Annotated in this window: 17 protein-coding genes; 10 read left to right on the top strand and 7 right to left on the bottom strand. The window is 56.3% G+C overall.

The window, feature by feature from the left end; translation table 11 throughout:
* The first annotated feature begins 122 nt into the window (after nucleotides 1–122).
* Both BSQ44_RS07000 and BSQ44_RS06995 read left to right on the top strand, forming a co-directional pair.
* On the top strand, nucleotides 123–656 hold the full coding sequence (locus tag BSQ44_RS07000) for a hypothetical protein (RefSeq protein ID WP_072602550.1): 534 nt from the start codon (nucleotides 123–125) through the stop codon (nucleotides 654–656).
* Nucleotides 657–676: 20 nt separating this feature from the next.
* Complete coding sequence (locus tag BSQ44_RS06995; protein WP_072602549.1) at nucleotides 677–934, top strand: hypothetical protein; 258 nt, start codon at nucleotides 677–679, stop codon at nucleotides 932–934.
* 144 nt (nucleotides 935–1078) lie between these two features.
* Here BSQ44_RS06995 and BSQ44_RS26805 read toward each other — a convergent pair whose 3' ends face one another.
* Entirely contained in the window at nucleotides 1079–1297 is a 219-nt protein-coding gene (locus BSQ44_RS26805) for a hypothetical protein (protein WP_157894535.1), read from the bottom strand.
* 547 nt (nucleotides 1298–1844) lie between these two features.
* Nucleotides 1845–2249: a hypothetical protein gene (locus tag BSQ44_RS06985; protein WP_072602547.1), complete on the bottom strand. Its 405-nt coding sequence runs from the start codon at nucleotides 2247–2249 to the stop codon at nucleotides 1845–1847.
* A gap of 413 nt (nucleotides 2250–2662) precedes the next feature.
* Between BSQ44_RS06985 and BSQ44_RS26800 the strand changes: the two genes are divergently transcribed.
* On the top strand, nucleotides 2663–3001 hold the full coding sequence (locus BSQ44_RS26800; protein ID WP_157894534.1) for a hypothetical protein: 339 nt from the start codon (nucleotides 2663–2665) through the stop codon (nucleotides 2999–3001).
* A 119-nt stretch (nucleotides 3002–3120) separates the two neighbouring features.
* Here the strand turns inward: BSQ44_RS26800 and BSQ44_RS06975 are convergent, their stop codons facing one another.
* From BSQ44_RS06975 to BSQ44_RS06955, 5 genes are all read right to left on the bottom strand, one after another.
* The gene (locus BSQ44_RS06975; RefSeq protein WP_157894533.1) at nucleotides 3121–3354 is read right to left on the bottom strand and encodes a hypothetical protein; all 234 of its coding nucleotides are present in this window, start codon (nucleotides 3352–3354) and stop codon (nucleotides 3121–3123) included.
* On the bottom strand, nucleotides 3351–4031 hold the full coding sequence (locus BSQ44_RS06970) for a hypothetical protein (RefSeq protein ID WP_072602544.1): 681 nt from the start codon (nucleotides 4029–4031) through the stop codon (nucleotides 3351–3353). Before BSQ44_RS06970 ends, BSQ44_RS06975 begins: the two co-directional genes overlap by 4 nt.
* A 107-nt stretch (nucleotides 4032–4138) precedes the next feature.
* The gene (locus BSQ44_RS06965; protein WP_072602543.1) at nucleotides 4139–4582 is read right to left on the bottom strand and encodes a hypothetical protein; all 444 of its coding nucleotides are present in this window, start codon (nucleotides 4580–4582) and stop codon (nucleotides 4139–4141) included.
* A 1421-nt stretch (nucleotides 4583–6003) separates the two neighbouring features.
* Entirely contained in the window at nucleotides 6004–8928 is a 2925-nt protein-coding gene (locus tag BSQ44_RS06960) for a VapE domain-containing protein (protein ID WP_083534553.1), read from the bottom strand.
* Nucleotides 8929–9100: 172 nt separating this feature from the next.
* Nucleotides 9101–9628: a hypothetical protein gene (locus BSQ44_RS06955; protein ID WP_072602541.1), complete on the bottom strand. Its 528-nt coding sequence runs from the start codon at nucleotides 9626–9628 to the stop codon at nucleotides 9101–9103.
* Nucleotides 9629–10110: 482 nt separating this feature from the next.
* Between BSQ44_RS06955 and BSQ44_RS06950 the strand changes: the two genes are divergently transcribed.
* The 7 genes from BSQ44_RS06950 to BSQ44_RS06920 all read left to right on the top strand — a co-directional run bounded on the left by BSQ44_RS06950 (nucleotide 10111) and on the right by BSQ44_RS06920 (nucleotide 15121).
* Entirely contained in the window at nucleotides 10111–10290 is a 180-nt protein-coding gene (locus BSQ44_RS06950) for a hypothetical protein (RefSeq protein WP_072602540.1), read from the top strand.
* Nucleotide 10291: 1 nt separating this feature from the next.
* Nucleotides 10292–10531 (top strand): hypothetical protein, encoded by a 240-nt coding sequence (locus BSQ44_RS06945; RefSeq protein WP_072602539.1) that lies wholly within the window; start codon nucleotides 10292–10294, stop codon nucleotides 10529–10531.
* Nucleotides 10528–10806, top strand: coding sequence for a hypothetical protein (locus BSQ44_RS06940; protein WP_157894532.1), 279 nt, complete (start codon nucleotides 10528–10530; stop codon nucleotides 10804–10806). Before BSQ44_RS06945 ends, BSQ44_RS06940 begins: the two co-directional genes overlap by 4 nt.
* Before the next feature lies 1 nt (nucleotide 10807).
* Nucleotides 10808–11023, top strand: a complete 216-nt coding sequence (locus tag BSQ44_RS06935) for a hypothetical protein (protein WP_072602537.1) — start codon at nucleotides 10808–10810, stop codon at nucleotides 11021–11023.
* An 88-nt stretch (nucleotides 11024–11111) separates the two neighbouring features.
* Nucleotides 11112–11294, top strand: a complete 183-nt coding sequence (locus BSQ44_RS06930) for a hypothetical protein (RefSeq protein WP_072602536.1) — start codon at nucleotides 11112–11114, stop codon at nucleotides 11292–11294.
* Nucleotides 11295–11315: 21 nt separating this feature from the next.
* Nucleotides 11316–14438 (top strand): hypothetical protein, encoded by a 3123-nt coding sequence (locus tag BSQ44_RS06925; RefSeq protein ID WP_072602535.1) that lies wholly within the window; start codon nucleotides 11316–11318, stop codon nucleotides 14436–14438.
* A 44-nt stretch (nucleotides 14439–14482) separates the two neighbouring features.
* The gene (locus BSQ44_RS06920; protein WP_072602534.1) at nucleotides 14483–15121 is read left to right on the top strand and encodes a hypothetical protein; all 639 of its coding nucleotides are present in this window, start codon (nucleotides 14483–14485) and stop codon (nucleotides 15119–15121) included.
* The last annotated feature ends 72 nt before the right edge of the window (nucleotides 15122–15193 follow it).

The following is a 15193-nucleotide window of genomic DNA, read 5'->3' as shown; positions in this document are numbered from 1 at the left end:
AGTTTTGTCGCTCTTATTTTTCGTTACGACGCCCTTTCATACACTTTGACGACGCTGCGTTGAGCGTGGATGTATGAAAGCGCCACCTTGGCGGTCCGCTGCTGTGGCGTTATGATCGATTCATGAAAGCGACGATCCCGAGCAAGTACCTATTGGTTGGCGACAGCGCCGTGCGAGAGATCACCGGGTGGTCAGAGAATGTCGCGCGCAATCATCGCCGCGACCGCACCCTTGCGTACCTGAGAAGCGGAAGAACAATCTTATATGATCGGCGCGAGGTCGAGCGGCACATTGCCAACATGCCAGCCACCTCCCCTGTCTACGAACGCCACCCAGATTGCGAGCCGGGCACAATTGCTTGGGTTGATCCTGACCCCATGCCACAGGAGGCCGGCACGAGCACCGGAAGGGGACATGACACATTCCCGGGTGGCGCTAGACAGCCAGTAGATCGATACACGCTGGATGAGATCGGCGAGGCAATTGCCGCGCTTCAGGACCACGACCCGGTACAAGACGCGATAGAGCAGTACCATGAAGACACTTACCCCGTTGAAACCTACTACTCTCCTGAGTTCATCGAGCAGATAGAAAAGGAGCAAGGGAAAATCGCCGAGGCATTAGGCTGGGATCGCACCGATAAGAAGCCGGATTGACCTAAAACGGACTGCCAGCGATGACCCTGCAAGAGACGATTGACGAGGGGTACACGCTGCATGCGGCCTGTCACGAGAACACGTGCCTGCGCACTCGTCCGCTCGATCTGATCGCCCTACGTGATCGCCTCGGCCCCGACCACGGCACGCTTCACAAGGATCTAGCCCACAAGCTCCGATGTTCCAAATGCGGTTCGAAGAATGTCGGATTGCTCGTGTCGCCGCCGACGTGGGGCCAGCAGGTGAAGGGAGAAAAAGTGGCGGCGGCTGACGAATAACCAGGGAGGTCGAGTAGCACGCCGCCAATTTTGATCGATCTAAGCGGGGACTAGGATCGATCGGTTTGCCTTGAGTTGCGGCTCCCAAAGCTTGGCGACAACGGCGGACTAGCGGAACGGTTCCATCGATCCCCCGCAGTTCGATCAGTGACGAGACGCGGGGTCGATGATCAGCTCTTCAGCCGACCAAAGTTCATTTTCTACCACTTCGCGGGCGGCAGCATCACCTGCATAAAAATGTGCCATCTGAGTTGCGCATTCGAGGATTGCGAGCGCAGCTTCCTGATCATCTTCGTAATCGGGTCCCACCTTTTCGAGGAGAGCCGCCAGTTCCGCGCAAATGCGATCAGTCTTGTCTGTCACAACCCGCTCCTACATCCGTCATGTCTATTGTAGGTCATCAAACCATTCCAACATAGCGCGGAAGGACGGCAGTTCAAACGTGCGGCTGCGCACGGTCGATCTCGTCGTGATGCGTGGGAAGCGCTCCAGCATTGCACGGCATGAACTAAATCTCGCTGCAACTTTCCTCAACTTGGCCTAGTGCAACCAGCGCGCGAGTCGATTACTTCGTTACGTGATTGACACTTAGTGGCCCTGCTCGAGATGCGCGGCAAGAAGCAAAGTCAGGTTCGGGAGAGGCCGCACGCGGCACCGACAGTTTCGGGAGAGGGCGGGGTCTATTCCCACAGACGGGGATCGTCCGGGCGAAGAGCATTAGCCTATAGCAACCTCGCGCTTGTTTCTTGCTCCGGCCTATCGCGCCGAGGTTGTTTCCTTGCTCGTGTCACGCCCTCGATTCTGTCGGTCTCGGCAAAAAAAGAAGGCCCCGCGATGGGGTGCGGAGCCCAGAAGCGAGGCGATGATCGTCCGGGTAGAATAGCGCCCTTGCAGCGCCTTTACAAGCGGCCTATTGCGCGGGGCCCTGCTGAACATAAGGGCGCGTTGCCGGGTCCTTACCGCTGCGGAGCCACTGCCAGCGTGTGCTGACCATGTTGGCATTAAGGCCGCGCTTGCCGACGAGTTCAGCGATGAACGCCTTGCGGTCGATATCAGGATTGGCAAGATAGAACGCGCGCACCTGGGCGACGGGACCGTCCGTTAAATTTTTGCCCTGTGCCACAGGAGGACGCTTCGAGGCGGCGCCCTTCTTCGCCGTGACTTTCTTAGGTGTCGGAACCGCGCTGAATTGCGCGATGTAATGGCGACCCGTCGTGGCGTCTTTCTCAAGGGTGTACGTGCCCTCGGTTAGCCCCTGCCGGCGTGCGGAGCGAAGGGCGATTGCGCGAGATGCGAACGTTTGAACTTCGGTCATGTCGTGTCCTTTCGTGGTTTGCAACCTGCGATCAATATATGCGCGTCTAGGTTGCAAGGATCAAGCCGGAAAGGACACCGGTAGGAGAAAAGAAAAGGGGCGGCTGCATAGGCCACCCCCGTTGTTTGCAGTCGATCAGCAACTCCAACCGATCACGTGTTTATGTCACGCAGCATCCGTCATACAGATACAACCACAGGGTGTCAACACCGACGGCGCGCTTATCTCGGCTCGCGAAAAATCAACAGCCAAGAAAATCAAGTTTAGCCAAACTATATTTGGTGCATTTAACTGAAAAAATCTGTTGAAAGTGCAAATAACGGTGTGCGATTATTACGTTGTAACGCAATCAATGAAAGGGATTAACAATGTTATACGCAAGTGTAGATCTGTCAACGAAACCTGTCGGCGAGATGTTGTTCTTCGCGGGCGAAACACAACCACGCTACGTCGATTGGAACCACGCTTACGCCGCCAATCGAGATGTCATGGCGAGTGTTGAACCAAAACATCTGCACAAGCGCGATAAGCGCGGTTTGCAGGCGCGGTCAGGGCGCGCGCAGGTGATCGATGAGTTCTACGACCTCGGCGAACTGCAGCAACTCCCGCCTGACATCGTGGAGCGCGTCGGCGCCATTATCGGTGGTTACGCACCCGATGAAGATCACGTGCGCGAAAACCTCGAAATCATGACCTTGCCGCTCGATCATCCGCGGCGCGAGGAAGTTCGCGAATTGTGGGAAACGCGCTAACGCGCTAACGCGTCGGCACCGCGAACGGTGTGAGGTCAACTTGCACCGTTCGCGATGTGCACGTTCCTAATGTGGGGTGCCAGCGATACGAGACCGCAAAAGCGTGGATTTCGCACTTTTCAGGGGCGCCAGGTCACCGGGATACCGACGTGCGTTTCCTCGTTAGGTTCGATGTCGTCGGCGGTGGGTGAGGCAAAAACGCGGGTCCGCCGTCGCAGGGATTCTTGCTCGCGCGCCCGACGTTCGGCGCGTTGCTCGTTTTCGCGCGAGATCCGTGCACGACGTTCGCGCTGATCGATCTTCAACTGTTCCCATGCGGATCGATGGGCGGGTTTGGGGGCATCTTCACTCATTGCATGCTCCCGACTTCGGAGCGCGCTAACCGGTGTGCTTCGAGCGCCGACATCCCGCCGTCCATGTAACCCTTGACCTTCTCGTTGATGAGTTGCTGACGAGATTTCGCCACAAGGGGCACGAGTTTACTCATGTCGAACGGTTCGAGTGGGGCAGGGACATATGCCTCCTGTTTCGCGCGCAGCTCCTCCATGAACCCCTCGGTCATGGCGTCGATCTTTTTGCGAACCTCGATCTCCTCGGGCGTCATACCGGCGTACTTGCCCCCGCTGTTGTTTGCGTTCGCGTCGAGTTGTTCGGTCGGTTTAGCGGCATCGACCTCTTCCAGTTCCTTGAGTGCTTCGGCGCGCAACCTCTCGACCTGCGAGAAGATCGGATCGGGGTCCGGGGCATCGCAAAGAACGGGCATCGCCATACCATTTGGACCGACAGGCGCCGGCGGGATCGTCGGGTGTATAAACTTGCCCGATGGGATCGCGATGAAGTTAATCAGGTAGTTCGGTGCGCGGTCAGACTCCGGATTGTCGTGCGGCGTCGGGTGCGGAGAAAGCGTCCGGTTGCCGTCGTGCTGCCACAGGGCGAAATGGATGCACTTCGTTTTGGACGTCTGACGTAATTCGCTTTCGAGCTTGTCGAGCTTGTTATTCAGTGCGGTCAGCCGGAAGTTCTTCGCCATGCCGTGTCGTCCTTATGCGCGTCAATTGAACGCCCTTGAATGCATGCTGTCCGCCCCGTCCCGCCTTCTGTACGCGTTTGCACGTGTCGTCACGCCCTCCCGCACGTTCACTGATCGATCGTACGGTCCCCGCCCTTCAATCGACGGATTTCGGCGGCCATTTCCTCCATGCGTTCCATGATCATGGAGATATCGATTGCTTCGGATTTCAACTTAAGCAGGTTGATGCAATGTTGCGAAGCTTCGAATGAGATAAGTCCCGAACCGACGGCGACGATAATTTCCTCCATCGCCTCGACAATCGTCTTCCCGCCGAGATTGAGGGTATATGTGATGTAGTGTTCGGGTTTCCCTGCGCCCCAAGCGATGATGTTTTCGACGGCTTTGACCTGCGCCATCGTCGCATCCTCGTCCGTCATCATCTCGACCATGCGCTGCATGGCCTCCTTGATAACGTCATGTGCCGCTTCGATTGCGGTCATAGCGCCGTCGCGACGTTTGAATCCCGCCTGCCCAGCGCGTTTCATTAGCTCCTTGATATCGGCCGCCATTGCGAGGTTTGCAGCGTGAGTTACCACCTTCGGTTCGGTCGGCGCGCCGTTTCGTTTCGCGAACCCGGGATTGACGTGCTTCGGTATGACAACCGAACCGTCGAGACCGGGAGGTATGGGTGCAGTGAAGCCTGGCTGTCGCCCACCTTCGCCCGGCCTTGGTCCTCGCTTACCTTGTGTCGGAATGATCGGCGTCCCGTTTCCGGGGAGGGGCACATTCGGAAGAGGTGGAGGCGCGCTATTGGCTGCGACCTGCGCTGCAATCTCAGGAGACAATGGCGGCGGGGGAGGTGGGGGCGTGTGTTGGTTCACTTGATCAACTCGCCTCGTATTTGTTAAGTGATTTGCGCGATTCAGCGAATATAAGGCAAGTCTAACTGATTGTCTATCTGAACTCTTTGTGGTGGTCAAAATAAAGATGCGGCGGTTTATTTAATGTCCCTTTGCCACAGCGGGCGTCGAGCGTGGGTATTCGGTGCGAGAGGGTCGGCGAACTGGAGTTGAGCAGGATGCGGAGGATTGACTGGTGTAACGTATATGCGGAGATGCACATCAGTTTAGGAGTATATACTGAAGAGCGCTTTTTCCTCCCATTCCCACACATCTCTATTTCGTCAGATCTTCACTTCGATCAAACCTCACTCACTCAAACCCCGCTCCCATCCCACGACTTCGAATTGTGTCATTTTCTTGTTCAAAACCGCTATCAGTCTACGTAACGGGACGTAACGCGCTGTAACGCCTGCTTCGAAACCGATTTTCTCAACGATTTCAACGATGTAACGCATGTAACGACTGTAACGGGCTGTGAAATGTTATATATAGGGTTCTGTCTCAAAAAATATAACAACAAAACATCACTAAACCTACCAACAAATCTACACTAGAACATCGGTTATAAAATAAAAATTCAAAAAAAAAATCACCCTCCCATGAGAGAAATCCCTATATAGGGAATTTAAAACGCCCCTGTTACGCGTTTCGACGCGTTACGCGTTACATATTTTGCTCGATTTCCCGGTTTCCGCCTCGGTTAACCAACAATTCTCTCCCCAATCTAGCCCAGTCCACACCAAACTAACCCCAAACCCTCACCCAATCATCACTCAACCTTCACCACGCTCTCCCTCCTACTGTCTCCCCAAAACTCCTCCGCCCTCACACCTCGACACCGCACACCCCGTCCCAGGCACCACATTTTATCGACGTCCCCAACGAAAAATCTGCCACCTAATCAACCCTAAACCCCACCACTCCATTCCCAACCACGCCCAACCGCCCCTCCCAATTGCGTCAAAAATGTGTCACCAACCTAATCGAGCATCACGCCCAACCATCCGCCCAACCTGTGGCACAGAGCAGCGCATGGAATCACGTGACTCCGCCCCATAACCGACGATCCACATATTGGTCGTGACCGATTATTCGAATTTGCCGGCGGCGCGTAGCGCTTCGGTCGTCAAGTGCGCAATGTACGCGGCCTGTTCGTCAGCCGTCATTTCGCGGGCGTAGGTCAATCCGTACTCTTCGGCGATGTGCGCAATCTGACCACGCAATGCAGCGAGTTTGTCTTCGGACGTCCCCGGCATCCATGCGCGAATTACGGCACTCCCTGACAGGCGTTTACTCCCCGACTTATACCCGATCTCTTGCAGGATGTTCTGAACGCGAGAGGTTGCACGGTTATCTTGTTTGATGAGTTCGAGACCAAGCGCCTTGGACATAATTTGTTCTGGACGAACAAATGGCAGGAGATCAGGGCGTTGCGCTGTCGGGTGGAACCCGGTTTCCGAAGTTGACCCCTCGAACCCGAGATATGCGATAACACTCGCGGCCCAAGGATCTTCTACGGTGCGTTCGGAGACTTGCTCCTTTGCCGCTTCAACGAAGATCGAATCTTCTTCATCGACCGGCCACCACTTTTCACCGGCCTGATAGCGATGCACGGCCTCCGCCCAAAGTTGATCCCGATCCCGCTCGATGGCTGCAACGTCAAACTTGACGACGCGTGCGATCCAGAACCGGCGTCCGCCTGTGGAATCGTTGAAGATGCGCTCCGGGTTGAACGTGCCCGCCATGATGAAGCGTCTCGGAAAGGTTTGCGGGGTGTGTCCGAACGGTACCCGATAGCGATCCTCGCGCTCGGTCGCAAAATGCTTAATGACAGCAGACCCTTTTTTCGTGAAAAGGATATCGGCCTCGGCAAGATCGACAATCAACATCCCTGCCGTTGCCATCTTCTCGTCCTTGTTCGACGGATCGGGGCCGAGCGCATAATAGTGCGCGTCGTAGGCGAGTTTCGTCAGCGCCTCGGTCTTGTATTTGCCCTGATCCCCTTGGAACATCAGAATGTGATCGACCTTGCACCCCGGCTTCAATGCACGGGCGGCTCCGCTGATCAACCATTTCGCACCGATGAAGCGCGTATATGCGTTGTCTTCCGCGCCTCCGTACGTCGTCAACCACGTATCGATCCGAGGCACACCGTCCCATTTGAGCGACAAGAATTTGTCTCGGACGATATCAACCTCGTTGGTTGAAGCTGCTGCTTTGATCGCCGAAACGATTGCTTGTTCCGGAGCTGCTATCCCCGCCCGTTGTACAGCGATGGTTAGGAACCTTAATTGCGCGTCCGTAACGACTTCATGCGAATGCAGTTTGCTCTTCGTATCGGATTCGAATCTCTGACCGGCCAGTTTAGGTTGATCCTCATTTTCGAAAGACCATGGTGGTTGACGAACTAGAAGCATCTGTTGCTGAAATAGGTCGTACGCAAGCAGGTCTTTCATTTCGGGCATGTTCGTAAGCACATGAAAGGCGTTATCCATAGTGCGAAGCGGATTACCGTACTGATCGCGCTTTAGTCCGTCCGTCCACGTCGGGTTAAGTTCCTTTCCCGCATTGAGAAATTTCGCTTGAAGGGTTTTCCAGCAGTTTGCCGCCGCGGATTTAGAACAAACTTTATTTGCGGACACGATATGCAAAATAAACTCGTATGCAGGACTTAAGTATGCGATGTCCAGCTCAAGCGCACGAGCAATAATCGGGGTCACGTCGTCAACGATATTGTGAAGTGCAGGCATCAAGCTATTGGCAGCAATCTCCAGGTCGTCCAAATTCTTTGCGTATCGAGCGAGCGTCGCAATGTCGGAATCAGGCCACTCGTACCAATCGCCAACGCGCCGTTGTATTTGTGCCTGCTTCTTCCTCGCCGCGACATCCGCCATGTTCTTTCGAATGGCGACCGTGAAACCGGAAATATGATTGCCGTTCTCATCATATTGTTCGAGATGCTTTGCCACAGAGCGCCCGTGTTCGGTGGCCTCCGGCGTGACCCACCACATGATGGCGCGGGTGTTCTTGTTCTTCCCATAACGAACGTCCGCCATCCATTTGTTGAACAAGCGATGGAGTTTATCCGGGCGGTCCTCGCCTGCGGCGTTCGGCGGGCCTTTCATCACGACATTTGAGCGGGCGACAATTCGAAATATCTGCGCAGGGTCGCCTGTGATCTTGTCGAGGTCACCGATGATTTGGAGCATTGCCAAAGAGAAGTCGTCGCAGTTGTCGGCATTCATGAGGTTGTAAGATGCCTCACACCGCAGCTGCATCACGCGCAGCACTCGCTCGTCCGGCAATCCAATCACCCGCCCGAGATCATATGTGGAATCCACATTTTTGACGCCTCGCACGTTCCGGTGGGTATCGAGATACTCAGGGCGCTCGGCAAACAGTTCTTCAATGACCGCGGACCCGTCCGCAACCGGGCGGTCACCGCCTGCCGTCACCTTACCCGTGAAAGCAATAAAACGGTTCCACGCGTAGATTTCGACTCCGGGCATTAACCCGTTGGCCGATGCGATGCCCTGTGGCAACTTGCCCTTGTAGACAATGTGAAAGCCACCGCCGCCCGAGATCGAGAACTCGGTGTAGGTTGCTTGTTTCCCAAGCAGTAATTGCGACGCCTGATGGACACGCTCGCGATCCTCGGTCGATCCAATCTTCTGATCGATATCGACAACCACGAACCCCGACTGCTCAGTCAGGACAAACCCGACACCGTAGCGCCCTTGCGGATCGCTCTCGCAGGTTCTGCGCACGTTCTCGAATGAGGTATGATAAATCGGATCGAGCACGTTAACGGCGCCCTGTTCCGGATTGTACCAATATAGCGGAGTTTTCGAAAGCTTGCCGTCCTTACCGGGACCGGTTTTGTAGATGACCCAATTGTCGATTGCTTGTAGTTCAGCAGGTATTATATCGTATTGGGTTACGCGACCGGGAGGCGTGCTGACAACAGGTGACTGATTGTTATTCTTATCTTGGTCATCAGAACTTGACATCATTTGGCGCTCACATCTGAATATTATTGTTGACGTGTCGCGCGAGGGCGTTTATATTGATCATGCACGCATCAGAACAGCGCGATGTTGATCCCCTCGCGTTAGTGTGTACCTCGCAAAGAGCCTCCCTCACGCATCGCCCCGCTTGAGGGAGGTTCGCTCTTTTCAAGGGGGCTCATGCTGCGACGCCTGCAACCCGGCGTACCGCCCCGTCCACGAACTTTCCGGCTTCATCAACGCCGTATTCAAACCCCTCTTTGTCGGGCAGTGGCCGCCATTCCTTGACACGCGAAGCCGCTGCAATCGCGCCGTCCGTCATCATGTGCGACACGTGCGAGCCCGAACGCGTGACCGTCGTTTCCTGTGGCTCCTTGACGAGGACCGCCCCACTCGGCGCGCTCGCGGGCCTCTCGTCTGCCTTGCCCAACGCTCGCTGCTCGGCCCGGCGCCGCCTGATCTCGTCGGCTTCTTCTTTCGAAACTCGAACGAGCGCAAAGCACAGTTCAGGATCAAGGATCGCGAGCAGGTTTTCCATCGTTTGGAATTTGGGTTTCAAACGCCCCGTCCTGAAACCACTAAGATTATTTTCACTAAACTCAGGAACTAGGCCGATCTCAATACAGTCGGTACGTGTCGTTGGAATCAACTCTCGCACCGCTTGGTTCAGATCATCATAGGTACCAATCGCGACAATCTCGGTCATATTCTGAATCCTGTTTCCCTCGCATACGTAATGCACGCATGCAAATCACATGACATTGATTTACACACGCTCGCGCTCAAATCAAGCATTAATTTTCACGCGGCAACTATAGGCGTACACCTTGTCAATTCTTTTTGACACCGATCGCCGGGTTGGCGCAATAATAAAATCTGAATGATACTTGGATAGTAGTAATAAAAGACAAAATAATGCTTGATATTGGGCGATTTATGTCGTACACATATTGACATCGTTTTCGCCCGCCAGCTTCAAGAACGATCAGATGTTCCAGGAAACAACCAATCAGATTCTAGATTGCCATGACGACCGCAGGACCGGTTCGCGTGGTGATCGCGGGGTCGCGCCTTGGCGGGCTGGTCTCTTGCAGACCCTTGAAGCTGACTCCGCGTCAATACGGCCCTTGCGGCTGACAACCCCGCCGATGGCTCTTGCAAGCCGAACCTTGCTTCGGAGCCGTTGCCATGAACCGGAACTCCCGCAAGTCGCCGCCTGATTTCGACCCGTCCAAGCCGATCTACATGACGCTGACGGGTTCGCTCATCCCGATCCTCAACCCCGAACAATTGGAAGCTCTTCGCGAGTTGGAGATGCCGCTTATCCCGCGCATCCCGCTCACGATGCATTCCGCCATGAGGCACTGACATGTTCCGCAAAGGCGAACGCCCCGACATCACCAAAGGCTCACGCATCACAAGCGGCCCGTGCACCGCAGGTACGTTCCTTCATCGCGACGACGGCAACGCGCTGTTTGTCGCCAAGGCAGCACCCGTGACGCGTACAGCGCCGAACAAACCCGGTGCGCTTTCGAAACCAATCGCGACGAAGCATCTGAACCTCGCGCTCGCAATCAAGTCGCTCAAGCTGGCGGCGATGCAGCGATGAAACCCAGTGACGACGGTTCCGATCTCGTAAGTTTTCCTGTCGGGCATGAAGTTCGACAGAAGGCCACAGGGTTTGTGGGCAACGTCGTCGCGTCAAACCAAACGCACGCAGCCGTGCTGTTCGAGAACTCAACCAAGTTCGTTGTCGTCGCAACCTACGAACTGCAGTCGACCGGCGGCCTCGCACTTCATTTCGACAAGGACGACCGCCGAGGCGCGAAGCGACAACTCAATCTCGCGATGAGCCGGGTGTCGCAAGGGCACTGGGCTGAATGACATGATACGCGCCACGCACAAAACCGCAGGTTCGGGCTTCGTCATTGCAGGCGGGCACACCAAGGTTGCGTTCCTTTCCGACACCGCAGGTTCCGACGTGAAACTCTACGCGAAGTCATCGATCACGTTCGACACGTCGGTTCCACAACTCGATGCGCAACCCGCGGTTCTCGAACGCGCAACGACGCTCCTACGCACTGCAGGAGAGATCTCATGACTCTCGCGACGACACCGCCTCCTTGCAATCAACAGGTCGCCAATCTGCCAATCGTCCAACCCAAATCGGCGGCGACGGAGAACACGATATGAGCCGCGATTGGAACACCCGCACGCGAGGTTCGAAGCCCAAGGCGAAGTCGAAGAAGGTCGCGGAACCGCAGGTGGACCCGAGCCCGATTCCGCCGCCGCTCCCTGCCAATCACCCGTTGCGCGTGCAACTCGAGGCCCAACACGCCGCCCGCGTCGCCGCTCTGCACGACAAGTTCTGATAACCCGCAAGGATCACCCACGTGGCCGGATTCGTAGAGAGCGCGACTCTTCTCGTTAAGGACCGTTCGAGTTCGAATATTCGCAAGGTCAACCGCGAACTCGAAAAGCTGTTCACGACGGCGAAGAAGCTGCAGCGCGGCGGTAACCTTCTCGGCAAGCTCGGTCTCGATGACCGTGAGATCAAGAAGGCAAAGAGTGCGGTTCGTGATCTGGAGCGCGAATTCACGCGCCTCTCTCGCACCCGTGCTCGTCCGCTCGTTGACATTCGAGGCATCCAATCGGCGAGGGCGGAGGTTCGCAATCTGGAACAAGAACTGGCACGCCTTTCAGGACGCCGCGCCGCACCACGCGTTGACATCGCAGGGGCAAACGCAGCACGGACCGAAGTGCGCGCGCTCGAACGCATGTTGATTCGTATGGCGGGCAAGAAGTCGTCCGCGCTCGTGGATGTCACGGGGATCGCATCGGCCGTCGCTGATCTGCGTCGGGTCGATTCCCTGCTGCGACGCCTTAGCGGGCGGGAGGCTCAAGTGCGTGTCAAGTTGCTCGGCGAGAGCACCGCGCGCGGCAATCTGAATGGCTTCCTCGCGACGATGACCCGCCTGGAATCGAACCCAGTCAACATCAAGTCCGACACCACAGGCATCAAGGCGTTCATTGCAGAAGTTCGGGCCGCCGAACGCGCGTTGAAACGGCTCAACAAGCTGACCGCCGTCAAGACTTCCGTGCCATCGGTTGGAACAGGTGGCGCCCAAACACGAATGGAGCGTCTGCAACAAGAGATTCGCGAGACCGATGCCCTGCTGAACAGCCTCGGGCGAAACGTCGATATCAGCGGTCTCAATCGCATGGCGGCCGAGTTGCGCAAGATGCGGCGAGATGCCGAAGCGATCCGCTCCGCGTTGTCGGGTGCAGGGGCACGCATTGCCACGGGGGGAGGAGCCGATGGTGCAGGCGCCCGGCGACCAGGTGCTCGTTCTGAGGGCGGGTTCGCGCCTGTCATGGGCAGCAACACGTGGGATCTAGCGAAGAGCATCATTGTCGGCAGTGCGATCTTCAACGTCACGAATGCAACCTTCCAAGGGTTCAAGGAAGCCGCAGCCGCAACCGACATCTCGGACTTGAAAGTTCAGCTTCTCACTGTCGAACAACAGACGTTGATGAAGGAGCGGCTGGAAGGCCGTGACATGACCGGTCGCTTCATGACGCGAGCCGCGCGCGATCAGGCAGTTGCCGACATCGTTCCTCAGATTCAGGGCACCGACGAGCAACGCATGACCTCCGCAATCAAACTGGTGGACCGCATCGATGATCTTCTTGTCGGTCTGCGATCAACCGGCGAGTTCGGAACGGATCAAGCGGGATCGATTGGTCGAGCGATACAGTCCGCAGCCGGCGAATTGGTCGATGCTCAGACTGGCGAATTCACGGCCGACACACAGAAGATTTTCCGCGCGCTCGAAATGTCGGTCATCGCAATGGGCGAGAAGTTCGATCCGGAAAAGATCGGCACTGCGCTAGCGTTCTCGAAGACGGCCGGTCGAACGCTGGATGACCAAGGTCTCGCGGCCATGTTCTCCATCGTCGCCGACAAGGGCATGCGCGCCGCGAATTCGATGAACTCGCTGATTACCAACCTGTCGGGCAATCAATCGAAAGAAGCAAACAAGGCTCTAGCTGCACTGGAGCTGCGGAAGGGCGGCAAGACAGTCGCCGAAGATGATCTCCGTCGAAATCCTCCGCAATGGATCGCGACGCATCTCGTGCCGGCCCTCGAAAAGGCAGCGGGTAAATCCGTTTCGGAAATGGACCCCGCCGAACTGGCGAGCAGATTGCAGCCGTTCATTGGCCGCGAAAACTCACGCGATATGGCGCTCGAATTGATTGAGGGTTTCGGACCTCTCACGGCGTTCTTCGAACAGTTCGCCGCAGCAGACCCGTTCGACCCGATGAAAATCGCAGCGCGCAATGCCACGTCCTCACTCGTCGCGCTCGATGAAGCAGGCAAGCGCATCTCCGATCTGTTCGGAACGATATCCTCTAAACTGGAAGGCCCGTTCATTGAGTCGCTGAATAACATCGCCACGACCGCGCAGTCGATTGATGCCCTGCTGCGAGGGGACACTTTGCCGGAAGGTGCAGCGGATGCCGCGCTTGGTGTCGGTAAGGATGCGGCCTTGGTCGGCATCGGAGCACTCCTGCTTAAAGGGGTTCTCAACGCGCTCAACCCGCTGAACGTATCGGCCGCGGCGCTCGATGGTTCAGCCGTTGCGCTGACAGGTGCAGCACGAATGCTGATGGCAGCAGCAGCAGCGCAAGGCCTCCGGGCCGGCAAAGGAGGTCTAGACGACGCTGTCAACGAAGCAGCCGATGACATCATGGATCAGATCACAGATCAATCTGGTAGCTCACGAAGAGATCGCACACCTCGCGTTAGAATGCCGTCGTCTGGTCTTGGCATCACAAATAGCTTCATCGGACTTCTGAATATCTTGTCTTGGGGAGAGACCATTGTCTCGGATTTCGGAAAGTCAACTGAGCAGATGCTGGCCGAGATACAGGCCAACACCCAGCGTTCAAAAGAGCTCAACGAACGTCTCGAATCTATGCTGCCGCAAAGTTTCGTTGACCTTCTTCACGGCGGGGTTGAAGCGACACCACAGGGCGTGGGGCAGGGGTTCAAGGAACTGTTTGCGAAGCAGGTCGAATCCGAACCGATAACGCCGACTGACTTCGATGCAGGTATGGCGACACTGAAAGCCGAACTCGCAGCGATCAACGAAAAGATTCGCGCGGCCAAAGAAGCCGAGAAGATTCCCGGATCGTCGGACGCTCAGGTTCAGGCCCTCGAAACGCAGAAGTTGTCTATCGAGGCGCAGATTGCGGCATGGGATGCCCAGCTGAAAGTGTCCGCCGACGATATCACGAATTCAATTGCCACGGGAGGCGTGCAAGCGGCGGCTTCTCTCGATCAGACGGCCTCCACAATGGGACCAGTCATTGGCGCCGCCATCGCGTCATTCGCCCCAGGCATCGGGACGGCAATCGGGCAAGCCGCGGCTGCGATCATCAATCAAGCAGCAGTCAATATCAAAGTTCAACAGCAACCAACCAATACGGGCGCTGTAAACATTGTCGATTAGTACGCGTGAGTTCGACTTAAATTTCAACGCGGGAGCACCCCCAAATGACTATCACCGTCAAGCTCGAACCTAACGAGCATTTCAGGATCGCAGAGCGGGACGCGAAGGCGTTTCAGGTTACCGGCGTCGGGTTCATCCAGTTCGCCAAAATGGGAACGATAGCTGCCAAGGCTGCGGCAACCGACAACGATGTCCAGAAGAACCTCTTTCGCGAACGCCTCAAGCGACAGGTCGCGGTCGAAATGGCCGACGGCTCTACTGCGTGGCTCACCGACGAGACGATCCCGCTCTTGCCAATCAAGGCTGCATTGCGTCTCAAACAGGCGCTCAACGATGTTTCCGAAGAGCAGCCCGGAGGCACGCCGAAGATTTCGATTGATGGCGACGGGATCAGCAAGGCGGTCATGATGACCCTTGGAACGCCGCTGAGCGCAGGTGACGGAAAGCACATCACCGACCTCGAATTCATCGCTGAAACTCTCGCCGATCTGGAAGACGCTGTGATCGCCGACAACAAGATCGACCAAGCAATCGCCATCATGAACATCGCCAAGCCGGCCAGCGGTGACGTTAACCTCTTGCGGCTCCCGTCCTGGGCGCTCGACCAGATCACAATGACCGACGGCCTCTTCATCATGACGAGGATAGCCCCGCGTTTTTTGGAAGTCAGTCCCGCAAGTTGATCAAGACGGCCAATCGTATGGTCTATCACGCTGGCGGAGATTTGAGTTCGTTACCGTTGCGTAAGTTGCTGT

Source organism: Aquibium oceanicum (assembly GCF_001889605.1).
Classification (GTDB): Bacteria; Pseudomonadota; Alphaproteobacteria; order Rhizobiales; family Rhizobiaceae; genus Aquibium; species Aquibium oceanicum.
This window is presented reverse-complemented; position numbering and strand designations above follow the sequence as displayed.